Annotated in this window: 22 protein-coding genes and 1 pseudogene; 9 read left to right on the forward strand and 14 right to left on the reverse strand. The window is 57.7% G+C overall.

Annotated features, from left to right (window positions below; genetic code table 11):
• Positions 1 to 39 precede the first annotated feature (39 nt).
• The 3 genes from LOY28_RS09925 to LOY28_RS09935 all read left to right on the forward strand — a co-directional run bounded on the left by LOY28_RS09925 (position 40) and on the right by LOY28_RS09935 (position 3,291).
• Positions 40 to 1,290: a lipoprotein-releasing ABC transporter permease subunit gene (locus LOY28_RS09925; protein WP_018928150.1), complete on the forward strand. Its 1,251-nt coding sequence runs from the start codon at positions 40 to 42 to the stop codon at positions 1,288 to 1,290.
• 7 nt (positions 1,291 to 1,297) lie between these two features.
• A complete protein-coding gene (lolD, locus tag LOY28_RS09930) occupies positions 1,298 to 1,981 on the forward strand; it encodes a lipoprotein-releasing ABC transporter ATP-binding protein LolD (protein ID WP_020700644.1) in 684 nt (227 codons plus the stop codon).
• 65 nt (positions 1,982 to 2,046) lie between these two features.
• Positions 2,047 to 3,291, forward strand: a complete 1,245-nt coding sequence (locus tag LOY28_RS09935) for a lipoprotein-releasing ABC transporter permease subunit (protein ID WP_018928148.1) — start codon at positions 2,047 to 2,049, stop codon at positions 3,289 to 3,291.
• A 35-nt stretch (positions 3,292 to 3,326) separates the two neighbouring features.
• Here the strand turns inward: LOY28_RS09935 and LOY28_RS09940 are convergent, their stop codons facing one another.
• Both LOY28_RS09940 and LOY28_RS09945 read right to left on the reverse strand, forming a co-directional pair.
• Positions 3,327 to 4,676 (reverse strand): heavy metal sensor histidine kinase, encoded by a 1,350-nt coding sequence (locus tag LOY28_RS09940; protein WP_018928147.1) that lies wholly within the window; start codon positions 4,674 to 4,676, stop codon positions 3,327 to 3,329.
• Positions 4,676 to 5,356: a heavy metal response regulator transcription factor gene (locus LOY28_RS09945; protein WP_064616953.1), complete on the reverse strand. Its 681-nt coding sequence runs from the start codon at positions 5,354 to 5,356 to the stop codon at positions 4,676 to 4,678. The genes LOY28_RS09940 and LOY28_RS09945 overlap by 1 nt, the downstream gene beginning before the upstream one ends.
• Positions 5,357 to 5,510: 154 nt before the next feature.
• On the opposite strand from LOY28_RS09945, the gene LOY28_RS09950 reads away from it, so the two are divergent.
• Both LOY28_RS09950 and queF read left to right on the forward strand, forming a co-directional pair.
• Positions 5,511 to 6,047 carry a cupredoxin family protein gene (locus LOY28_RS09950; protein ID WP_258613544.1) on the forward strand — a complete coding sequence of 179 codons (537 nt, stop codon included), beginning with the start codon at positions 5,511 to 5,513 and terminating at the stop codon, positions 6,045 to 6,047.
• Positions 6,048 to 6,108: 61 nt separating this feature from the next.
• Complete coding sequence (queF, locus tag LOY28_RS09955; RefSeq protein WP_064616955.1) at positions 6,109 to 6,939, forward strand: NADPH-dependent 7-cyano-7-deazaguanine reductase QueF; 831 nt, start codon at positions 6,109 to 6,111, stop codon at positions 6,937 to 6,939.
• Between the two features lie 85 nt (positions 6,940 to 7,024).
• Here the strand turns inward: queF and LOY28_RS09960 are convergent, their stop codons facing one another.
• A complete protein-coding gene (locus LOY28_RS09960; RefSeq protein WP_018928143.1) occupies positions 7,025 to 7,288 on the reverse strand; it encodes a DUF4404 family protein in 264 nt (87 codons plus the stop codon).
• A gap of 110 nt (positions 7,289 to 7,398) precedes the next feature.
• On the reverse strand, positions 7,399 to 8,019 hold the full coding sequence (locus LOY28_RS09965) for an HAD family phosphatase (RefSeq protein WP_258613548.1): 621 nt from the start codon (positions 8,017 to 8,019) through the stop codon (positions 7,399 to 7,401).
• Positions 8,020 to 8,218: 199 nt separating this feature from the next.
• Between LOY28_RS09965 and LOY28_RS09970 the strand changes: the two genes are divergently transcribed.
• Entirely contained in the window at positions 8,219 to 8,908 is a 690-nt protein-coding gene (locus LOY28_RS09970) for a VacJ family lipoprotein (RefSeq protein WP_258613551.1), read from the forward strand.
• Positions 8,909 to 8,980: 72 nt separating this feature from the next.
• On the opposite strand, the gene LOY28_RS09975 is transcribed toward LOY28_RS09970, so the two are convergent.
• Positions 8,981 to 9,280, reverse strand: coding sequence for a PilZ domain-containing protein (locus LOY28_RS09975; RefSeq protein WP_258613552.1), 300 nt, complete (start codon positions 9,278 to 9,280; stop codon positions 8,981 to 8,983).
• A gap of 276 nt (positions 9,281 to 9,556) precedes the next feature.
• Here LOY28_RS09975 and rssB point away from each other — a divergent pair, with 276 nt between their 5' ends.
• Positions 9,557 to 10,738, forward strand: a complete 1,182-nt coding sequence (gene rssB / locus LOY28_RS09980) for a two-component system response regulator RssB (RefSeq protein WP_018928140.1) — start codon at positions 9,557 to 9,559, stop codon at positions 10,736 to 10,738.
• Positions 10,738 to 11,220, forward strand: coding sequence for an anti-sigma factor antagonist RssC (rssC, locus tag LOY28_RS09985; RefSeq protein ID WP_007935262.1), 483 nt, complete (start codon positions 10,738 to 10,740; stop codon positions 11,218 to 11,220). Before rssB ends, rssC begins: the two co-directional genes overlap by 1 nt.
• Before the next feature lie 141 nt (positions 11,221 to 11,361).
• Here the strand turns inward: rssC and tal are convergent, their stop codons facing one another.
• The 8 genes and pseudogenes from tal to LOY28_RS10025 all read right to left on the reverse strand — a co-directional run bounded on the left by tal (position 11,362) and on the right by LOY28_RS10025 (position 19,481).
• Positions 11,362 to 12,288 carry a transaldolase gene (gene tal / locus LOY28_RS09990; protein WP_258613553.1) on the reverse strand — a complete coding sequence of 309 codons (927 nt, stop codon included), beginning with the start codon at positions 12,286 to 12,288 and terminating at the stop codon, positions 11,362 to 11,364.
• Positions 12,289 to 12,645: 357 nt separating this feature from the next.
• Positions 12,646 to 13,647 (reverse strand): tRNA dihydrouridine(20/20a) synthase DusA, encoded by a 1,002-nt coding sequence (gene dusA / locus LOY28_RS09995; protein WP_258613555.1) that lies wholly within the window; start codon positions 13,645 to 13,647, stop codon positions 12,646 to 12,648.
• Between the two features lie 170 nt (positions 13,648 to 13,817).
• A complete protein-coding gene (locus LOY28_RS10000) occupies positions 13,818 to 16,298 on the reverse strand; it encodes a hypothetical protein (protein ID WP_408981034.1) in 2,481 nt (826 codons plus the stop codon).
• Between the two features lie 313 nt (positions 16,299 to 16,611).
• Entirely contained in the window at positions 16,612 to 17,070 is a 459-nt protein-coding gene (locus LOY28_RS10005; RefSeq protein WP_258613561.1) for a hemerythrin domain-containing protein, read from the reverse strand.
• A 405-nt stretch (positions 17,071 to 17,475) separates the two neighbouring features.
• Positions 17,476 to 17,763: a hypothetical protein gene (locus LOY28_RS10010; protein ID WP_018928133.1), complete on the reverse strand. Its 288-nt coding sequence runs from the start codon at positions 17,761 to 17,763 to the stop codon at positions 17,476 to 17,478.
• Entirely contained in the window at positions 17,760 to 18,470 is a 711-nt protein-coding gene (locus LOY28_RS10015; protein ID WP_019649364.1) for a peptidoglycan recognition family protein, read from the reverse strand. The genes LOY28_RS10010 and LOY28_RS10015 overlap by 4 nt, the downstream gene beginning before the upstream one ends.
• Positions 18,471 to 18,476: 6 nt before the next feature.
• Positions 18,477 to 19,009, reverse strand: a pseudogene (locus LOY28_RS10020) (PAAR domain-containing protein).
• Between the two features lie 109 nt (positions 19,010 to 19,118).
• On the reverse strand, positions 19,119 to 19,481 hold the full coding sequence (locus tag LOY28_RS10025) for a DUF6124 family protein (protein WP_064616969.1): 363 nt from the start codon (positions 19,479 to 19,481) through the stop codon (positions 19,119 to 19,121).
• A 491-nt stretch (positions 19,482 to 19,972) separates the two neighbouring features.
• On the opposite strand from LOY28_RS10025, the gene LOY28_RS10030 reads away from it, so the two are divergent.
• Positions 19,973 to 20,170, forward strand: coding sequence for a hypothetical protein (locus tag LOY28_RS10030; RefSeq protein WP_018928130.1), 198 nt, complete (start codon positions 19,973 to 19,975; stop codon positions 20,168 to 20,170).
• A 139-nt stretch (positions 20,171 to 20,309) separates the two neighbouring features.
• Here the strand turns inward: LOY28_RS10030 and LOY28_RS10035 are convergent, their stop codons facing one another.
• A complete protein-coding gene (locus LOY28_RS10035) occupies positions 20,310 to 21,101 on the reverse strand; it encodes a transporter substrate-binding domain-containing protein (protein WP_258613566.1) in 792 nt (263 codons plus the stop codon).
• Positions 21,102 to 21,155 lie beyond the last annotated feature (54 nt).

Here is a 21,155-nt window from a genome sequence, read left to right on the forward strand (position 1 = left end):
CCACAAGGACGTTCCTTTTCCCTCCGAACAAGCCCCGACATGTTCAGACCTCTCTTCGTATTTATCGGCACGCGTTATACCCGTGCAAAACGTCGCAATCATTTTGTGTCATTCATTTCCCTGACCTCGATGATCGGACTCGCCCTCGGCGTGGTCGTGATGATCGTTGTGTTATCGGTCATGAACGGCTTCGATCATGAGATGCGCACCCGTGTGCTGGGCATGGTGCCCCACGCGACCATCGAGTCCGGCGAGCCGATCAGCGACTGGCAAAGCCTGGCCGCCAAGGTCAAGCAGAACCCGCAGGTGGCGGCGGTTGCGCCCTTCGTCCAGATGCAGGGCCTGCTGACCAACAACGGCAAGGTTTCCAAAGTGCTGCTCAATGCCATCGACCCTGTGCAGGAACGGCAGGTGTCGATCATTGATAACTTCATGCAGCAGGGCAAACTAGACGACCTGGCGCCGGGCAGTTTCGGCATCGTCATCGGAGACAAGGCGGCAGCCAAGCTCGGCGCGGCGGTTGGCGACAAGCTGACGTTTGTCGCGCCGGAAGTCACCGTGACCCCGGCCGGGATGTTCCCGCGCATGAAACGCTTTACCGTGGTCGGCATCTTCCATGTCGGCGCCGGTGAGCTGGACGGCTATCTGGGCCTGACCAATCTGCAGGATTTGGCCAGGTTGCACCGCTGGCAACCGGATCAGGTCCAGGGCTTGCGACTGAAGTTCGACGACCTGTTCCAGGCGCCGCGCACCGCGTGGACTATCGCCCAGCAGCTCGGCGAAGACCGTTACTACGCCCGCGACTGGACTCGTACCCACGGCAACCTGTATCAGGCGATCCGCATGGAAAAAGCCATGATCGGCCTGCTGTTGCTGCTGATCGTCGCCGTTGCTGCGTTCAACATCATTTCCACGCTGGTGATGGTGGTGAACGACAAGAAGGGCGACATCGCGATCCTGCGTACCCTGGGCGCCACACCGGGCTCGATCATGGCGACGTTCATGGTCCAGGGCACGGTCATTGGTGTGGTCGGTACGCTGATCGGCGCCGTGGTCGGGATCTTCGCCGCGCTGAACGTCAGCGCCGCGATCGCGGCCCTGGAAGGGCTGATCGGCCACAAGTTCTTGAACGCCGACGTGTATTTCATCGATTACCTGCCGTCGCAAGTGCAGAGCCAGGACGTGTTGATGGTCTGCGCCGCCGCGTTGGTCCTGAGTTTCCTCGCCACCCTGTATCCAGCCTGGCGTGCCGCGCGCACCCAGCCTGCGGAGGCGCTACGTTATGAGTGAGTCGGGCATGAGTGATAAAGCAATCTTGAGCTGCCGCAACCTGGGCAAATCCTACGTGGAAGGCCCGGAATCGGTAGAGGTTCTGGCCGGTCTGCAACTGGAACTGCATCCGGGTGAGCGCGTGGCGATCGTCGGTACGTCGGGTTCGGGCAAAAGTACCTTGCTCAACCTGCTGGGCGGCCTCGATACGCCGACCAAGGGCAGCGTCTGGCTGGCCGGTGAAGAACTCTCCGCCCTGAACGAAAAGGCCCGTGGCCTGTTGCGCAACCGGTCTCTGGGTTTCGTTTACCAGTTCCACCACTTGCTGCCTGAGTTCACCGCGCTGGAAAACGTCTGCATGCCGCTGCTGATCGGCAAGACCGCGATCCCGGAAGCGCGTCAGCGTGCGACGGCGTTGCTGGAGCGGGTAGGGCTGGGCCATCGCCTGGAGCACAAGCCGGCGGAATTGTCCGGTGGCGAACGCCAGCGTGTGGCCATTGCCCGCGCCCTGGTGAACAAGCCAGGCTTGGTGATGCTCGACGAGCCGACCGGCAACCTCGACTCCCACACCGCCCAGGGCATTCAGGATTTGATGCTGGAACTCAGCACCTCGATGCGCACGGCGTTCCTGGTGGTGACCCACGACATGAACCTGGCTCGCCAGATGGATCGCGTCCTGCATTTGCAGGAAGGTTACCTGACCCCCATCTGATTGGCTGAAACCCGGCACACTGAACAGTGCGTCGGGTCTTTTATTTTTATACGGTGCCCCAGCGAATGTTCAGACCGTTATCGATCTTTATCGGCACGCGCTATACCCGCGCCAAGCGCCGCAATCGCTTTGTTTCCTTCATCTCGATGACCTCGATGATCGGCCTCGCCCTGGGCGTGCTGGCGATGATCGTGGTGCTGTCGGTGATGAACGGCTTCCAGCGCGAAATGAGCTCGCGCATCCTCGGCATGGTGCCCCACGCGACCATCGTCGGCGTGAACCCTATCGACGATTGGCAGCCGGTGGCCGCCGCGGCGATGAAGAATCCTGAAGTCACCGCCGCCGTGCCATTCACCGAGATGGAAGGCATGCTGTCCTACAAGGGCACCATGCAGCCGATCCAGGTCAGCGGGGTCGATCCGGCGCTGGAAAGCAAGGTCTCGATCGTTGCCAAGCACATTGTTCAGGGGCGTCTCGACGCCTTGAAGCCGGGCGAATTCGGCGTGGTGATCGGCGAGATCACCGCGCGGCGCTTTCGCTTGAACGTCGGCGACAAGATCACCCTGATCGTGCCGGAAGTCAGCAATGCACCGGGTGGCATCACCCCGCGCATGCAGCGGCTGAACGTGGTGGGCGTGTTCAAGGTCGGCGCCGAACTGGACGGTTCGATGGCGCTGATCCACATGGCCGATGCCGCGCAGATGCAGCACTGGCAACCGAATCAGGTGCAGAGCGTGCGCCTGGCGGTGAAGGATCTGTACGCCGCGCCGCAAGTATCGAGCGACATCGCGACCGGTCTGGGCGCCGCCTACAAGGCTGACGACTGGACCCACACCCAGGGCAGTCTGTTCAGTGCGATGAAAATGGAAAAAACCATGATCGGCCTGCTGTTGCTGATGATCGTCGCGGTGGCGGCGTTCAACATCATCGCCACCCTGATCATGGTGGTCAACGACAAGGGCGCGGACATCGCGATCCTGCGCACCATCGGCGCCACACCTCGGCAGATCATGGCGATCTTCATGGTGCAGGGCACGGTGATCGGGATTGTCGGCACCTTGATCGGTGGTGTGCTGGGCGTGATCGCGGCGTTGAACGTCAGTGAACTGGTGGGCTGGATGGAGCGGGTCAGCGGGCAGCACATCTTCAGTTCCGATGTGTACTTCGTCAGCAACTTGCCGTCCGAATTGCAGGGCGCGGATGTGCTGTTGATCTGCTCCGCCGGTTTCATCATGAGCTTTCTGGCGACGGTTTATCCGGCGTGGCGGGCGGCGAAAGTCGAGCCGGCTACTGCGTTGCGGTATTCGTAGTCCGTTAGACCGCGAAGGGGCCAGTCCTGCTGGCCTCAGTCCTTTCTTGGCAACTCAATTATGAACCGCGTCCACCCCTGAGCCGATTCGCAACGAATCTGCCCGCCATGGGCGCGGATGATCGACTGGGTGATCGCCAATCCCAATCCCGCATGCTCACTGCTGCCTTCACGGCGCGCGGGGTCTGCCCGGTAGAAGCGGTCAAACAAACGCGGCACCAGGTCCTCGGAAATCCCTTCACCACTGTTTTCAACGGTCAGGCTCAAGCCTGCCGGTTGCTCGACGATCTTTACCCGCACCTCACCACCAGCCGGGGTAAACCGCAACGCATTGTCCAGCAAATTGGACAGTGCCCGGCGCAACATGCTGCGATCGCCCTGCATGCTCGCGTGGCCGTCACGACTCAACTTCACCCGGGCGTCCTCAGCCAGCGGCGCGAAAAACTCCAGCAGCACATCCGCTTCTTCCGCCAGGTCCAGCGGTTCGCGCTTGGGCATCAGCAAACCGTGATCAGCCTTGGCCAGGTACAGCATGTCGTTGACCAGTTGCGCCATCCATTGCAGTTCTTCGAGGTTGCTGTGCAGAGCCTCGCGGTAATCCTCAAGGGGGCGAGGGCGGGTGAGGGTGACTTGGGTGTGGGTCAGCAGGTTCGACAGCGGTGTGCGCAGTTCATGGGCGATGTCGGCGGAGAAGGCCGAGAGCCGCTGAAAAGAGTCATCGAGGCGTCCGAGCATGGCGTTGAAGCTGTGGGCCATTTCCGCGAGTTCGGGCGGCATGTCTGCTTCCGGCAGGCGGGCGTTGAGCGATTGCGCCGATACGCCGCTGGCGACCGCACTCATGCGCAGCAACGGACGCAAACCACTGCGCGCCGCCCAGGCACCGAGCAGGGCGGTGGCCAGGGCCGAGAGGCCGACTGTCAGCCAGATCAGGTGCTGCATGCGCTGCAGAAAGTGCTGGTGATGGGTAATGTCCAGCAACAAGGTCAGTTGCGGTGAGTCGGGTTTGTCGAGGAACAGCGGCGCATTCAGGACGCGGTAATCGGTGCCGTCGTCGCTCACTGTCGACAGGCCACGCTTGCGCGGTAAATCTTTGGGCACGCTGGGCGAACTGTCGTACATGCGTTGGCCGTCACTGCTAATGATGCGCAGCGAAAGATCGGCCTGTCGGCTCAATTCATCGGCCAGCCTGGCTTCGGCGTCGCCGGCCTGAATGTCATCCAGCGCCCGGCGTAAACCAATCAATTTGTCATCCAGCAACTGCTGGTCCAGCTCGACAAAGTGCGCCTCGCTGGCGCGGCTGAACAACACTCCGGCGAACAACGACACCACCGCAGTGCAGGCGGCAAACAGCAGTGCCAGGCGGTTGCTTAATGAAAGCCGGCGCATCAGGCGGGGCGCTCTTCAAGGACGTAACCCATGCCGCGCACGGTGTGAATCAACTTGTTCGGGAAATCGTCGTCGATCTTCAGGCGCAACCGGCGGATCGCCACTTCGATGACGTTGGTGTCGCTGTCGAAATTCATGTCCCACACCTGGGACGCGATCAGCGACTTGGGCAGAACTTCGCCCTGGCGCCGCAGGAGCATTTCCAGCAGGGCGAATTCCTTGGCGGTCAGGTCGATGCGCTGACCGTTACGCTCGACCCGGCGACGGATCAGGTCCAGGCGCAAATCGGCCAGTTGCAGGCTGGTTTCCTGGGGCGTGGCGCTGCCGCGACGCAGCAGGCTGCGAACCCGGGCCAGCAGTTCGGAGAAGGCGAAAGGTTTGACCAGGTAATCGTCGGCGCCCAGTTCCAGGCCATGGACTCGGTCCTCCACCGCGTCTCGTGCGGTCAAAAACAGTACCGGCGTGTCCAGGCCTGCACTGCGCACCGCTTGCAGAATCTGCCAGCCATCGCGACCGGGGAGCATCACATCGAGAATCAACAAGGCGTAATCGCCGCTCAAGGCCAGTTGCTGGCCGGTGGTGCCATCGGCCACCAGTTCGGTGTTGAAGCCAGCCTCGGTCAGGCCCTGGCGTAAGTAATGGCCGGTTTTCGGTTGGTCTTCGACGATCAGCAGTTTCATGGGCGACTCGGGCAGTTTGAACAGGTGCGTTATACCGTGGGCGGCGAGGAAGCAGGCCAACCTGACAAAGTTGTAATCTGCCTGTCAGGTAGCTGGCAGAGCCGACGGGGTAGAGTTTCCCACAAGCTGAACCTCATCTTGTTGGAGTGCGACTATGTTTTTGCAAAAGCGTCTGGCACTGTCCGCTTGTTTGCTGACTCTGAGTTTAGGGCTGGAAGCCTCACCGGCGCAGACCTACGATTTCGGTCAATCGGCCTCGGCCGCCCAGGCCACCCGCAGCGTCGAAGTGGTAATGGGCGATATGACCTTCAGCCCCAAGACCATCGATATCAAGGCCGGGGAAACCGTGCGTCTCGTACTGGTGAATAAAGGCCAGTTGCTGCACGAATTCAACCTCGGCGATGCACAGATGCATGCCAGGCATCAGCAGGAAATGCTCCAGATGCAGCAAAGCGGCATGCTGATGCCTACAGGTATGAAGGCCATGGACCACGGTTCCATGGCCGGAATGGATCATGGCGCCATGGGTCACGGCATGAAGCATGACGACCCCAACAGTGTGTTGGTGGAGCCGGGTAAAACCGCCGAGCTGACCTGGACCTTCACCAAGGCCACTAACCTGGAATTCGCCTGCAACATCCCCGGCCATTACCAGGCCGGCATGGTCGGCAAACTGACAGTCAGTCAGTAAGCACTCAAAGGCGGGAGCAAAGGCTGGTAGAATCCGCTGATTCTTCAGTCAGGTTTCCGCCATGCATCCCGCAGCCGAACATTCGCCGCTGGGCAAATCCAGCGAATACATCGCCACCTACACGCCGTCCTTGCTGTTCCCGATCCCGCGCGCCGCGAAATGGGCCGAGTTGGGCCTGACCGCGCAAACCCTGCCGTACAAGGGCGTGGACTTCTGGAACTGCTTCGAGCTGTCGTGGCTGTTGCCGTCCGGCAAGCCTGTGGTGGCGATCGGCGAATTCAGCATCCCGGCGGATTCGCCGAACATCATCGAGTCGAAGTCGTTCAAGCTGTACCTCAACTCGCTGAACCAGACGCCATTTGCCGACACCGCGAGCCTTGAAGCGACGCTGGTGAAAGACCTCTCGGCCGCTGCCGGCAAATCGGTGGGCGTGCGGGTTCGCAGCCTGAAAGAGGTAGAGGCGGAAGGCGTCGTGGCGTTGCCGGGCGTGTGCATCGATGACCTGGACATCAGTGTCAGCAACTATGAGCATCCGCGTCCGGAACTGCTGCGTTGCGATGAGTCGCGGATCGTTGAAGAGTGCGTGCACAGCCATTTGCTCAAATCCAACTGCCCGGTCACCAGTCAGCCGGACTGGGGCAGCGTGGTGGTGGAGTATCGTGGCGCGGCGCTGGATCACGCGAGTTTGCTGGAATACATCGTGAGCTTCCGCCAGCACTCGGACTTCCATGAGCAGTGCGTAGAGCGGATTTTCCTCGACCTGCAGCGGTTGCTGAAGCCGGAGAAATTGACGGTGTACGCGCGGTATGTGCGTCGTGGTGGATTGGACATCAACCCGTATCGCAGCACCGAAGAGGTGCAACTGCCGAACCATCGCTTGGTCCGACAATAAAGAGCCATTGCGGGATTGCATTCGCGAATCCCGGATATGAAAAAGCCCCGCTATCGATAGCGGGGCTTTTTTGCATCTGGCAGGTTCAGATCCCCATATTGCCCAAGGCTTGCACAATGTTGCGCAAGGTGCCGGCCAATGTGGGATGTTCGAGTTCGAAGCGCTCGACGGCCAGATTCACATTGTCGGCGAGGTTGGTGTCCTGGGTTTTGGTTTCCAGCTCAAGCTCCAGTTGGATCTGTTGCATCAGCGCGTGCAGGTCTTCGCGCTCGGCTTCGGTCAGTGGCGGATTCTGTTCCAATTGCTCGCGCAGTTTATTGAGCTGATCTTGCAGTTCGCGGGCGGGCATGGCGTTCTTCCTTTTATCAATAGGCACTGGCATAGACCGCAGCGGCGCGCCAAAAGGTCTATGGCTGACCTTTAGATTAATCCACTCGCGCGCAACCTGCATGATCTCAGTCAGGGCTTTTCGCCTTTGAGCCGACGCAGGCTGATATCGGCCAGGCAGGTATCGAGCTCGCCCAGATGATCGATCACCGAATGCACGCCCAGGCCGAACAACTGCACCGTCGCCTTGCCGCGCAAGTGTTCCCGTTCCTTCTGGCTCAAGGCTTGCCATTCGTTCGGCGCGAGCCCGCATAGCGAGCCGCACGACGCCAGGCCGATGGTCCACAGCCCGGCGTTCAGGCCCGATTGCAGCAGTCGCGGCTCGCCGCTGACCAGCACGCAACCGTCCAGGCGCTCGACATTCAACGCCATCAAGGCTTGCCAGCAGGCATTCGGGGCCGGCCATGGATTGATTGTTTCCGAGTGTTGCAAAGATTTGATCCAGGCCGGAAGTGCGACGGCCAGAGAATGGCTGAGGGCAGGGGGTAGTTCATCAAGCCAGGCGCAGGGAATCCGTTGTCGCTGCAAGCTGGACAGGCTCTCCAGGGCGCCGGGCGTGACCTCGGCATGCTCGGCAGAAACGGTGCCGTGCTGATGCGTGCGCGCGCCGAAATCCACCAGGCAACCACTGAGACCGAACAGCACGGCGGTCAGATTCGGTGCGGCAAGGGGCAAGACTTCGGCGTGCGGCATGGAAACGTCCTTGAAATAGCGACAAGGCTATTCATGGACGATGACAATCGAGTGACACGGATGTGAATCGCTCGCCGTCAGGAGGCGTCGTTCGTAGACCATCGTGCACGATGCTGCCTAAACCGGGTTTTCCGTCATATAATAGCGGTCTTTGCGCCTGGGCCAAGCGCCCGCGTCAGTACAATCCAAGGAGTTTCTTATGCGCTGGAGCAATCGACTCGCTCAGCTTTGTATGTGTGCCAGTGTATTGCTGGTTCCGTTTGCGACTCAGGCCGCCACGGAAGAAGACCCTTGGGAAAGCATCAACCGCCCGATCTACAAATTCAACGACTTTGTCGACACCTACGCACTGAAGCCGTTGGCTCAGGGCTACCAGTTCGTCACACCGCAGTTCCTGGAAGACGGCATCCACAACATGTTCCGCAACGTCGGCGATGTGACCAACCTCGCCAACGACGTGTTGCAGGCCAAGCCCGCTGCGGCTGGCGTCGACACCGCGCGTTTGATCTTCAACAGCACCTTCGGCCTGCTGGGCTTCTTCGACGTGGGCACCAAGATGGGCCTGCACCGCAACGACGAAGACTTCGGCCAGACCCTCGGTTACTGGGGCGTGGGCAGCGGCCCGTACGTGATGCTGCCGCTGCTGGGTCCAAGCACCTTGCGTGATACGCCTTCCAAGTATGTCGATGGCTATACCGGTCCGTACCCTTACATCAACGATATACCGGTACGTAACTCGATTTACGGCCTGAACATCGTCGACACTCGCGCCAGCCTGTTGTCGGCCGAGAAACTGATCACTGGCGACAAATACACCTTTATTCGCAATGCATACCTGCAAAACCGCGAATTCAAAGTCAAGGACGGTAAGGTCGAAGACGATTTTTAATCTCGACCGGTAAAACGAAGAGGGCGGCCAATTGGCCGCCTTCTTTCGTTTGGCTTGCGGGTGAAGTCAGGGCTATTTCATCTTCAGGATTGTAAGCCCGAGTTTCTGGCCGCCACCGTCCTGTGCTTTCACCCACACCACCTCGGTGTCGGCTTCAAGGCCTTTGAGGGCTGCGTGATCGGAATCGATCCGCACGCTGAGCCGGTCACCGACCTTGAATGAGCGGGGCGCCTCCAGCTGCATGCCAGTGCTGGAAAGGTCGATGCAGACGGCTTGCACCTCATCGCCTTCATGAATCAGCGACACATCGGCATCAACCCGCATGCGGATGAAATCGCGCTTTTCGCTGTAGTCCCGATCGGTTTGGCTCATGGGCTCGATCCTTCCTTTGGGTTACGGTTTTGCCTGTTCTTATAACTCTCGGTGATTTGACAAGTAAAGACGTCAAGCGACCATCGGCGTGAGCTTGAAACGCCTCGCGGATGGGAGTACCGTCTGCGCCTTAGAAGGGCACCTCTGGTGGAACAGTGAGTAGGGCAAACGCTCGAAAACGGTGCAGCAGAGAGGCTAGAAAGCGAATCCAGTAGTGTGTGCAGGGCCAAATGCCCAGCCTGCTACGCCAACCTAATTCTGGCGCCGTTTGCCCACATGCCAAAAACCAGTGCCACGCTGCTGATAATCGATGATGACGAAGTAGTGCGTGCGAGCCTCGCGGCCTACTTGGAAGACAGTGGTTTCAGTGTCCTGCAGGCCAGCAATGGCCAGCAGGGTCTTCAGGTATTCGAGCAAGACAAGCCCGACTTGGTCATCTGCGATCTGCGCATGCCGCAGATGGGCGGACTCGAACTCATTCGCCAGGTCACCGAACTGTCGCCGCAAACCCCGGTAATCGTGGTTTCGGGCGCCGGTGTGATGAACGACGCCGTCGAGGCCCTGCGCCTGGGCGCAGCGGACTACCTGATCAAGCCTCTCGAAGATCTCGCCGTACTCGAGCACTCCGTGCGCCGTGCCCTGGATCGTGCGCGTCTGCTGCTGGAAAACCAGCGCTACCGCGAGAAGCTGGAAAAGGCCAACCGCGAGCTCGAAGCCAGCCTGAACTTGCTCCAGGAAGACCAGAACGCCGGTCGCCAGGTGCAGATGAACATGCTGCCGGTGAGCCCCTGGACCATCAACGAGTTCCAGTTTGCGCACCAGATCATCCCGTCGCTGTACCTGTCGGGCGATTTCGTCGACTACTTTCGGGTCGACGAGCGTCGGGTAGCGTTCTACCTGGCGGACGTTTCCGGTCATGGCGCCTCTTCAGCCTTCGTCACCGTGCTGCTGAAGTTCATGACCACGCGCTTGCTGTTCGAATCCAAGCGCAACGGCACATTGCCGGAATTCAAGCCTTCAGAAGTCCTTGGTCATATCAACCGGGGCCTGATCAGTTGTAAGCTGGGTAAACACGTCACAATGGTCGGTGGAGTCATCGACGAGGAGACAGGTTTGTTGACCTATAGCATCGGCGGTCATCTGCCGTTGCCCGTGTTGTACACGCCAGACAGTGTTCGTTACCTGGAAGGGCGTGGTCTGCCGGTGGGCCTCTTCAATGAAGCCACCTACGAAGACCACGTACTGGAGCTGCCACCGGTATTCAGCCTGACGCTGATGTCTGATGGCATTCTGGACCTTTTGCCAGAACCCACACTCAAAGATAAAGAAGCTGCTTTGCCTCAACGGGTCAAAGCGGCGGGCGGCAGCCTGGATGGTCTGCGCCAGGTTTTTGGATTGGCCACGCTAGGGGAGATGCCGGATGATATCGCCCTGTTGGTGTTGAGCAGGAATCTTTAATGAGTACCGGTAGAATCCAGTTCGCCGAGCAGGACGGCACCTTCGTCCTGAAGTTCGTCGGTGAAGTTCGCCTGACCTTGTGTTCGGCGTTGGATGCGACTATTGAGCGGATCTTCACTGCGTTGAACTTCAACGCCATCGTGATCGACCTGACTGAAACCCGTAGCATCGACAGCACCACCCTGGGCCTGCTGGCCAAGCTGTCGATTCTGTCGCGGCAAAAAGTCGGCCTGTTGCCGACTGTCGTCACCACCCACGAAGACATCACCCGTCTGCTGCAGTCCATGGGCTTCGAGCAAGTGTTCAACATCGTTGACCGTCCGATCCCATGCCCTGAATGCCTGACCGACCTGCCAGACCAGGACCAGTCCGAAGAAGTGGTGCGAATCAAAGTCCTCGAAGCACACAAAATCCTCATGGGCCTGAACGACTCCAACCGTGAGGCGTTTCATGACCTGGTGAACGCGCTGGAGCGTCACTGATTAATTCCCTGTGGGAGCGGGCTTGCCCGCGAAGGCGCCCTAACAATCACCACATCTTCCAGTGCTAAGCCCATTACCCGAATTCAACGCAAAAAAAGGGCGAACCCATGGTTCGCCCTTTTTGCATCCAGCTAACTCAAATCACAGCTTGGCCTGCAACAACGCCTCAAGCTTCTCCTGGTCCCGAGCAAACTGACGAATGCCCTCAGCCAGTTTTTCGGTCGCCATCGCATCCTCGTTGGACAACCAACGGAACTGCGCTTCATTCAAGCTCAGACGCGCTTCACCCGTATGCCCCGGCACCAATTTGCGCTCCAGCTTGCCGGTATCCGCCGCCAGTTTCTCCAGCAGATCAGGGCTGATGGTCAACCGATCACAACCGGCCAACTGTTCGATCTGATTCAGATTACGGAAGCTGGCACCCATCACTACGGTTTTGTAGTCATTGGCCTTGTAGTAGTTGTAGATGCGCGTCACCGACTGCACGCCCGGATCATCCGCGCCGGTGTAGTCGTTGCCGGTGGCCTTCTTGTACCAGTCGTAGATACGGCCCACGAACGGCGAAATCAGGAAAACCCCAGCGTCAGCACATGCCGCCGCCTGAGCGAAAGAGAACAGCAAGGTCAGGTTGGTCTGGATGCCTTCCTTCTCCAGCGTCTCGGCAGCGCGGATGCCTTCCCAGGTGGAAGCGATCTTGATCAGCACACGGTCGCGGCCAACGCCGGCTTTCTCGTACAAGTCGATCAGACGGTGCGCACGCTTCAATACGGCGTCAGTGTCGAACGACAGGCGCGCATCCACTTCAGTGGAAATACGGCCAGGAATCACCTTCAGAATCTCTTGCCCCACCGCCACACCAAAACGGTCACTGGCCAGGCCCACATCGCCCTTGCAGTCGCTGACGCAAGCGTTCAGCAACTCGGCATAACCGGGAATGGCCGCTGCTTTGAGCAGCAGGGAAGGGTTGGTGGTGGCGTCCACGGGTTTAACGCGAGCGATTGCTTCGAAGTCGCCAGTGTCGGCAACCACGGTGGTCATTTGTTTGAGTTGTTCCAGCTTGGAAGTCATGGGCGTGCTCTGTCCTATGGGTCTAATGACATTACCCGAGCGCTGACAGCCACTCAAGGGTGCATGTGCGTATCGAAGGCCCCAGTGGCAACATCCTGGAAACGGATGTTTGAAAGGCGGGGCGTGGTCTCGGTAAATACGATGCTGAAATGGAGGGCAGGTTCAATGGAGGTGACGGTTAGCGTGCTGAGCAGGCCTGGGTCATGTCCTCAATGCTTACCGATTTGACCAGCTTGCGAATTAGACCTTTGAGCGCTCGGGCCGAACAAGTGACGGCCGCCATTTCAAAGCGGCCATTTTCTAACGAGACAGAGCGCGGACACCGGCGCGCGAAACCTGCAAGTGAGTGACGAGGGATTAACGTCCCTCCAACAACTCTGCCGCCTGATCCAGCAACGCCAACGGCTCTTTAGCCTTGTGAATATCCACCGACAACAACTGCCGAAACTTGCGCGCCCCCGGAAACCCGGTGCCCAGCCCCAGTACATGCCGAGTGATGTGGTGCATCGCGCCACCCGCCAGCAGATGCTCGGCAATATAAGGCCGCAACTGCGCCAGCGCCTCGGCCCGAGTGATCACCGGCGCCGTGCTGCCAAACAGCTGCTGATCCACCTCAGCCATCACATAAGGATTGTGATACGCCTCACGGCCCAGCATCACACCGTCGAACGTCTGCAAATGCTCGTGACAGGCCTCGAGCGTCTTGATCCCGCCGTTGAGAATAATCTCCAGCTCCGGAAAATCCGCCTTCAACCGCGCCGCCACGTCATAACGCAGAGGCGGAATGTCGCGGTTCTCCTTCGGCGACAACCCCTCCAGAATCGCAATCCGCGCGTGCACGGTAAAACTCGTGCACCCGGCATCCCGAACCGTGCCGACGAAATCACACAACTCCTCGTAACTGTCCCGCCCATTAATCCCGATCCGATGCTTCACCGTCACCGGAATCGACACCGCATCACGCATCGCCTTCACACAATCGGCCACCAACTGCGGATGCCCCATCAGGCACGCACCGATCATATTGTTCTGCACCCGATCACTCGGGCAGCCGACATTCAGGTTTACCTCGTCGTAACCGTGCTCCTGGGCCATGCGGGCGCAGGCGGCCAGGTCCAGCGGAACACTGCCACCGAGTTGCAGGGCGAGCGGGTGCTCGGCTTCGTTGTGACGCAAGAAGCGGTCGTGGTCGCCGTTGAGCAGCGCGCCGGTGGTGACCATTTCGGTGTAGAGCAGGGCGTGCTTGGAGAGCAGGCGCAGGAAGAAGCGGCAGTGGCGGTCTGTCCAATCCATCATCGGGGCGACGGAGAAGCGGCGGGAGAGCGGTTGGGCGATGGTTGGTGCGGCTGAATGGGGCATGGGTATCTGAATAAAAGAAGCGTGAGGCGGGGTAGGGAGTTTATCAGGAATGAGGGAGTGGAAGGGCGCTAGGGGGCACTTGCGGCGACCACGATTCTGACGTCGTGCTTCTCACCACAGTCGGCTTCGTCTCTTTTCGCGCGGCATGCCAGCGCCAGTGATAAACGTGACTAGCGCCAATGGCGTAAAGCCGATGTATCCAATGCTTGCCACGCTTCGGAGTGACAAAGTTGATCCTTCGTCAGCCAGAGTCCTGCGTGTGGGCACAGGGACTCGGCGGGGAGTGCCAGCAGGTCGCTCAACTTCATTGCGCTGATTGAGCCTCGGTCTCTTTCATCCTCGGCTTCCCAGTCGCGCAGAAATAGACGCACCTTCAAGACATTGGCATTAAAACCTTCAAACTGTGGTCGATTGTGGAGCCACTGAGGTGAATGCCTCAAGGTTCGCTCCTGGACATCCAACAGCAAGATCTGCCATGCCAAGCGACCTCCGTGGTCATCGTCGACGTTGGTATGGAGTCGAGTCAGCGCGAGATAACGTGCATCCTCGGACCAGATCATCGAGGGCGCGAGATGGCTGATGGCGCAACCGGACGCCGTCAGCAAATGCCCGCCCAGGCGTGGGCTCTGGACGCGTAGCCAACTGTCGGCGTATTCGGTTTCACAACCGAACAGCCACGCGGCATCTTTATCCATCGGTGCTGGCTGGACAAAGTTTCCATCGGCGATTGCAGACTGTGGCTGTTGAACCAGGCGCCAATCGGGGAGGGCGCTCAGGCCTTGTTGGCTGACATTGAGCTCACACCACTCGTAGTAAAGCCGCGAGTCCTGTCGATACTGGCAAAACGCAGCGGCATCGTCCGCCTCGGGTGGCGATTGATCAAAGCGCTGCAATGGACTGCTTTGCCGATCCTGATCCAGGCGACCTCGAATCACTGCCAGGCTCAGTCTCGGCCCACGAAAGTCCAACAATCGTGCCACCAACAGAGGAGGGCTGTTCATCAATTGTCGTTCCTGTGCGTCGACCACCACCACGTGACCTGCTGTGGCGGGCGGCAGGGCGAACGGTATTAATGCGATGTAACGTCCAGTGTCTGAAACTCGATGATCGAGCAGCCAAACGCCCGGTAACTCCCAGCCCCCAATCCTGCAGGTATAACCCCCGAGCCCCAGGCTGTTGTCTTGCCGCCAGCTAAATTGAGCCCGCGTATCACCCGTCAATGGTGCCGACTCGACCATCGTCGCGCCTCGCTGTCCATCACCCACCAGAGGCACGGCCAACCGCACGCGAGTCAGGTGCCGCTGTGCAACCTGCACCCGGCCGTTCGGATCATGGCCCACCTGAGATTCACAGTCGCTGTGTATGCTGTACAAGCCATAACCATAGCGACCGCGATCAGGCTGCGGGTAGTCGAAGTAGGACGATAGCCGCAGGTAGTGGTCATCCAGCTCCAGGGGGGCGCTCCAACCCACGGAAGGTTCGCTGTCGGCAGATAGCCACGGACAAGGCAATGCTTGCCAGCCGCGGTCTACGTGCCAGAGCCAGTATTCGAGGGCTTGCGGTTGCTCATCATCCATCCGTGCATGGCAAGCGAACGAGCGACTATCGTGATTCCAGATGATTGAGGTATCAGCCCTGATCAGCAACGAAGTGGGCTCTCCGTTTATGCTCACGCGGTATTCCGGGCTCATCAGCGGGGCGCAAGGCTGTGGCAATTCACGCAGGCTGGCCGGCAGCGCCAGACAGGCGTCCAAACTTTGCTGACCATCGGGAGACGTATGCCGGAACGCGTCGAGCGCAAGGTTTTTTTGCCAGTCACCGGGCTCAACCCAAAGGTCAATAACGGGCACCAGGCTGACCTTTTCAGCCGTCGTCAGCAGTTGCTCCAGGCTGATCTCCCGTGCGCCGTTGTCGACCAGCGGACTGTAACGCCCACTCAGGATGCCGTCGTTAAAGGCATCCAGTTCCCAAAATTCATCACACGAACACTGGTAAAGCTGACGCAACTGTCGATCCAGAATCACCAACCCCCAGGCTTGGCGCGAGGGTAAAGGCGCGGCGAAATAACGTCCGTCATTCGAGAAGCGAGCCGACGACCCAAGGCCCTGGAGCAGCACCCCATCGGGAAACAGGTAATCGCACAGCACGGGCCCGCCCATGGCGATTTCGCTGTAGTTGAACACCCTGATGGGCTCGCCCTCGGGAGTTTGCTGAGGTTCGTCCCCACCCCAGGCACTGGCGCCACCTGAAGACTGACCAGGCGATAGCGGTGACGACTTGGCCTGTGTTTTATCGACCAGGCCAAAACGTCTTTCCAAGTGACTGACGCAAGCCAGCCCGAAGAACATCACAGCCGCTGCCCCCGCAATATCCCAGTACGCCGGCAAAGCCCTGCCCAGATTAAAACCCAGGCCTAGTGCGGCAGAGGTCATCAGCCGTGCAGCCCCTCGGCCGGTTCGTTGCCAACCGGCCCGCGCGGTCAGCCACATTAAGGCAGTACAACCCAGTACCACACCGAGTGCCCATAACAGCGGTAGTACCGCCACGAGGAAAATCGGGATCAACAGTACGGCGATTTGCCAAAGTAGATCGAGCAATAATCGAGGCAGGCTTTTTTCGTCAGTACGTTGATCCGAAGAGTGAGTCACCATTACCTCGAGAATAAATGGGCGATTTCAAATAAGCGTGTTTGCGTAAAAGAGAGATGCTGAGTTACCAACGACCAGCCTGACCGAGGCTGGGAGGTGGGGAGTTTATCAGGATTGGGCTTGCGGGGCTCAGGTGAGTCTAGCGGAGGTAGTTGAGAGCGAGTGAAAACAGGAACGGGAGGGGTTGAGTGACTTGCAACAAAGAGCCATCGATATACGGACACCTCTGTAAGTTAATACGTGGTGTTCGCGTAATTATTTAGTGAGGTCAGTACTAAGTAGTAGCTAATTTTTTAACGTATGCGGCGAACTCCAATTAATGCCATTGATGCTTGATTTCCTGCCACTGGTCGTCTGAAAGCCACTTATCTGCCGCCGGAAAGAAAATATTCTCCTCGGCGTCCATGTGATCGTAATATTTTTTGATGAAGTCATCGATAGTGTCAGCAATTACTCTCGTTTCGTGAGTTGTATCCTTCAGCATCTTCAACTGTCCAGCAATGCGCCCAAATGCCTGATGATCTCGCTCGATATCCTTGACCCGTTGGTGGATCGGCGCCTCAGTCTCTAGCAAGGCCAGCCGAATAAGTTCTTCATTTTCATGGTGGTGTCGCTCTGCATCACCATGCAAGGCTTCCAGCATCGTGAACAACAGCTTGCAGTCATCAGCTCCATCGGGTTCATGTCTGATTTTCCTCAGCAACTCTTTGATCTGAGTAATTTTCATAGACACTTCGTGATGATAGGTTAGAAGCTCTTTCAACAAAACGTTCATGTCAAATCCTCATCGCGATACCAGTAGTTCGCAAGGGTATCTACACATTTAAATTTCAATAATTTCAATATCTTATTAAGCGTGCTCATTAGCACTATTTAATCTTTTTAGTATAGGTGAGCGCAAAGCCCTCGCGGCAGTAAATTTGCCGCCCTTGGAAAAAATTGAAATATCAAGTGTATGTTATATGCACTATTGATCTGCCGGATGTCCTCCAGCGAAAAAGGAAGGAAAAGCAGCGCCAAAATCGACAACCGCTAGGTGGAAAATCAATTCCGGAGAAAAGCAGAAAGGGGAGGGGTTGAGCGTCTTGGTACGAGTAAATAAATCCGTCCCTCAGGGGCGGATTTATTTTGCGTATGAAATAGATCTGTCCAATTGTTATCATCCAAAAGATGGTTTATCTTACCTTTTTTTGCATTCCTCAAGCTCGTTTTGGTTTTTCAATGTCGTAGTCACACCTAACCGATATTTGCAGTACTGGATGACCAACTGTCGCTCCGTGTCACTTAGCTCACTCAATTTTTTGTCATCTGATTCGTACGCGAAAATATTTTCAAACTTAATTTGAAATGTCGGGTATTTCTTGATGAAAAATACTTTTTCCGGGTAGGCGTCTTCCATCCTTTCGTAAAAGCCGATGTAGAGGAAGGCGACGAGTATGGTCGGAACAATGATAAGTAGAAATTTCATGATGCGGGTGGTCGTAACAGTTTGGTTTTAATTCGAAGGTTTCTCACCAGCTCCATCCCAATGTTGCCGGGACAAATCTTTCCTTCCCCGGCTTGCATGGGAAATTCCCGGTGTCCACCCAAAGTCGTCACCCTGAAAACGCTGGTCAGGGCTTGAATTAAGTTCAGTAGGGTGTCGATTTGTATGGCTGGGATTTTCTGGTCCATATTGCCGTTGATGGCTTCAAGAGCCTGACGGGCAAGGGCAACCACATCGCCACCTTCATCGGCGGTTGTCAAATTTTCTAGCAAAACGATGCCAATTACGCCCGTGTTGTAATTATGTACGCTTGAGCCTTTGAACCGGATGTCGCGTCCTTCGAATACTTTACCCATACAATCGATGCCGTAGTGATAACCGATGTCATCGAACTTGGCCTGGTGCTCGCTCTGAATCGCACGCATCTGTCCTGCGCCGGCACCACAGCCGACACTTCTACCGGCATGGTGAAGTGCGATCATCGAGTAGTCCCAGTCATCGACCATTTCGCCTTTTGCTTTATGCGCTCCCCAAGATGATCGTTCTATAAACTCACCATTTTTGCGGACGAGTCTGAGGATCGCTTCTCTGGTAGCAGCTCTATCGTTGACGGTGATGGTAGTGGGCGCCGCTGGTTCTTTGGGTTTGACTTCGGTTGCTTTTGCTTCAGTAGTAAATTGTTCAGCCATGTTTGATCAATCCGTGAGTTCGCTAAGCGTCCGAGCAGGAGAGATAAAGTAAATGCTCACAGAAATAGTGGCATCTTTGATGGGGGTTTTGACGTGCGCTATTCCTGCACCATCGGTGATACCAATGATCTTTTCACCGTTAATAGTGGCAGTGAAACTTCTTCCGGCTAAAGGTTGACCGGTTTCGCTATCGACGATGCTGAAGCTGTGTCCGTAGGTTTTTTGCAGTAAAGCGGAAGTGGGGGCATGAACGGTGCTGGTGTATGCGAATCACCGATGATCACAGTGCCTGACCCACCAATCACGACGTCGCCATGGGTTCCGACAGTGCCGACCAGTGCAGCGTTCTTGCCATTGATGAAGACCGTTGCTGCTACGCTCGAGACTAGAGCGCTGCCACAGGTGCAGGCATCGCCTTTGGTCGCGGCTGCAAGACCGTCGAAGAACACGTTGGGAGAGCCAGAGGCGATGGCTTTTGGGCCGTGCCCAGGCATGGGACAACTGGTGGGGTCGGTGATACGTGCGGCGGGCTTTGCCATGTTTGACTTCCTGTCAACGAATTTACCGGGGGCGACTGTATCAGAGTTGCTTTGAAAGGTGGCTGAGGCGCGAGGAGCTCACGCTCCCCGCGCCGATGTACAACATTAATTACTCAGACGGCTCGACCTTATCCAACGCCTGATTCACCGCCAGCTCCCCCAACATGACCACCTGCGCAATACCCAGCAGGGTTTTGCGGTGTGTCCCCTCCAGCAGCGCAGCAAAATCATTGAGCATAACCGTGGCCGAGCCCAATGACTCGCAGGCGTTGGCCAGCAGGGATTCGGTGTTGTACTTCGGGTTGGCTAGGAACATGCGCTCGGGCTCGTTGGCCGTGGCCATGATTTGAGCAGCCGGTTTGAGGTAGTGGTCGAGGGCGCGTTCGGCGGCTTCGTGGAGTTTTTTTGAGTCGAGTGATTCGTAAGGGGATGTCGGGTCTGTGACCGGCGGGTTGGGTGTGGCCTTGAACATGGTGAAACTCCTGATTATTCATTAGGAGCTACCAGCATCACTTGCAGATGATGGGTGGCAGCTATGCGCGGGTCTGCAAGACCGGGAAACCAGGAACCCGGCAGACCCGAAGGTCTCCCGCACAAAGCCGCCATTGAGCGAACACAAACGAGTGTCCTACGGTAGGGCTATGCGACTGGTATTCCGGCGGGCTTGCAGACCCGATCACTGATGAGCAGTGACGGGAATCAAGTTACCGGCGGGAGCGCCAGGCGCACAGCCGGCGGATTCTGGCGCAGTCGTAGGCAACGACGCAAGGCGTTGTAGCCTTGGTGAAGTAACGGTGAGTGTCTTTAAACGCTCATCTAAACAGGTGGGTCGCTTCAGAGAAAACAAGGATGCTGAACCAACGCTGTCGCTCAGCAATGTTTCATCAAGTTGGGCAGGCTCGCGGCATAGGATGACCACCTAAGACCGTGCTGCCTCACCTCCAGCCCACAGGAAACAACAAGATGATCTCGAACCTCTTCAAAGCCATGCTGATCACCGGTGCTTTGCTCTTGAGCGCCTGTTCGGGTGTGAGCACCAGTTCCTGCTTTTCAGAAAGCTGCCAACAATTCGATGGCCATAACCCCAACAAGGTGAACTTTGGTGGGAGCGCGATCGGCAACAGCTTTAATGAGTACAGCTCGGGCTTGCTGCACGACTAAGGAATGACGCAACGGCTGGGGTGTTTTCGCCGTTGCGTGATTTACCTGATGAACCGCGTGTTCTGATTTTACGACTGCTGCGCAGCCGAACGCAGGCTGCGCCAGCTGCTACAGGGAATGTGTCGCGGCAACTAACGGGCTATTTAGCCTCTGGCACCGCGATCCACTGACCCAGAATTTTCTGGTAATTCCCCGTCACCTTGGCCAAATGCAGCCACTGATCGACATACATCTTCCAGCTGATGTCATCCCGCGGCAGCAGATATGCCTTCTCCCCATACTGCATGTATTGCGTCGGGTTGACCGCGCACAACCCCGGTTTGAGTTTCTGCTGATACAGCGCTTCCGACGCATCGGTGATCATCACGTCAGCCTTCTTGTCCAGCAGTTCCTGGAAGATGGTCACGTTGTCGTGCAGCTGCAATTGCGCCTTGGGCAGGAAGGCGTGGACGAAGGCTTCGTTGGTGCCGCCGGCCGGTTCGACCAGGCGAACCGAAGGCTGGTTGATTTGTTCGAGGGTCTGGTATTTCGCCTGATCTTCGCAGCGCACCAGCGGGATTTTGCCGTCGACGTCCAGGGTGGTGCTGAAGAAGGCTTTTTTCTGGCGTTCCAGGGTGACGGAGATGCCGCCGACGCCGATGTCGCATTTGCCCGCGAGCATGTCGGGCATCAGGGTTTTCCAGGTGGTCTGGACCCACTCGAGCTTCACGCCCAGGCTGTCGGCCAGCGAGCGGGCCATGGCGATGTCGATGCCCGAGTATTCGCCGTCTTCACCTTTGAAGGTATAGGGTTTGTAGTCGCCTGTGGTGCAAACGCGCAGTTGGCCTTGTTGCAGGACGGTGTCCAGGTGCGAAGGGCTTTGCTCTGCCTGAGCGCCGCAGGATAGCGCCAGCAGGCCACTGAGCAGCAATGTGCTTTTTATGGTTTTCATCGTTATCGGGCTTTTGTGATGGAGTGGGGGCAAGGCTGGATCAGTGTAGTGAAA

This window comes from Pseudomonas sp. B21-017 (genome assembly GCF_024749245.1).
Lineage (GTDB): Bacteria > Pseudomonadota > Gammaproteobacteria > Pseudomonadales > Pseudomonadaceae > Aquipseudomonas.

Coding starts and splice junctions, on each gene's coding strand:
- LOY28_RS10005 (WP_258613561.1), bottom strand. CDS start 17,070: ATGAACGTTTTGTTGAAAGAGCTTCTAACCTATCATCACGAAGTGTCT.
- LOY28_RS09940 (WP_018928147.1), bottom strand. CDS start 4,676: ATGCGCCGGCTTTCATTAAGCAACCGCCTGGCACTGCTGTTTGCCGCC.
- LOY28_RS09935 (WP_018928148.1), top strand. CDS start 2,047: ATGTTCAGACCGTTATCGATCTTTATCGGCACGCGCTATACCCGCGCC.
- rssC (WP_007935262.1), top strand. CDS start 10,738: ATGAGTACCGGTAGAATCCAGTTCGCCGAGCAGGACGGCACCTTCGTC.
- LOY28_RS10010 (WP_018928133.1), bottom strand. CDS start 17,763: ATGAAATTTCTACTTATCATTGTTCCGACCATACTCGTCGCCTTCCTC.
- rssB (WP_018928140.1), top strand. CDS start 9,557: ATGCCAAAAACCAGTGCCACGCTGCTGATAATCGATGATGACGAAGTA.
- LOY28_RS10000 (WP_408981034.1), bottom strand. CDS start 16,298: ATGGTGACTCACTCTTCGGATCAACGTACTGACGAAAAAAGCCTGCCT.
- LOY28_RS09960 (WP_018928143.1), bottom strand. CDS start 7,288: ATGCCCGCCCGCGAACTGCAAGATCAGCTCAATAAACTGCGCGAGCAA.
- LOY28_RS09975 (WP_258613552.1), bottom strand. CDS start 9,280: ATGAGCCAAACCGATCGGGACTACAGCGAAAAGCGCGATTTCATCCGC.
- queF (WP_064616955.1), top strand. CDS start 6,109: ATGCATCCCGCAGCCGAACATTCGCCGCTGGGCAAATCCAGCGAATAC.
- LOY28_RS10025 (WP_064616969.1), bottom strand. CDS start 19,481: ATGTTCAAGGCCACACCCAACCCGCCGGTCACAGACCCGACATCCCCT.
- dusA (WP_258613555.1), bottom strand. CDS start 13,647: ATGCCCCATTCAGCCGCACCAACCATCGCCCAACCGCTCTCCCGCCGC.
- LOY28_RS09945 (WP_064616953.1), bottom strand. CDS start 5,356: ATGAAACTGCTGATCGTCGAAGACCAACCGAAAACCGGCCATTACTTA.
- LOY28_RS09925 (WP_018928150.1), top strand. CDS start 40: ATGTTCAGACCTCTCTTCGTATTTATCGGCACGCGTTATACCCGTGCA.
- LOY28_RS10015 (WP_019649364.1), bottom strand. CDS start 18,470: ATGGCTGAACAATTTACTACTGAAGCAAAAGCAACCGAAGTCAAACCC.
- LOY28_RS09970 (WP_258613551.1), top strand. CDS start 8,219: ATGCGCTGGAGCAATCGACTCGCTCAGCTTTGTATGTGTGCCAGTGTA.
- LOY28_RS09965 (WP_258613548.1), bottom strand. CDS start 8,019: ATGCCGCACGCCGAAGTCTTGCCCCTTGCCGCACCGAATCTGACCGCC.
- LOY28_RS09950 (WP_258613544.1), top strand. CDS start 5,511: ATGTTTTTGCAAAAGCGTCTGGCACTGTCCGCTTGTTTGCTGACTCTG.
- LOY28_RS10035 (WP_258613566.1), bottom strand. CDS start 21,101: ATGAAAACCATAAAAAGCACATTGCTGCTCAGTGGCCTGCTGGCGCTA.
- tal (WP_258613553.1), bottom strand. CDS start 12,288: ATGACTTCCAAGCTGGAACAACTCAAACAAATGACCACCGTGGTTGCC.
- LOY28_RS10030 (WP_018928130.1), top strand. CDS start 19,973: ATGATCTCGAACCTCTTCAAAGCCATGCTGATCACCGGTGCTTTGCTC.
- lolD (WP_020700644.1), top strand. CDS start 1,298: ATGAGTGATAAAGCAATCTTGAGCTGCCGCAACCTGGGCAAATCCTAC.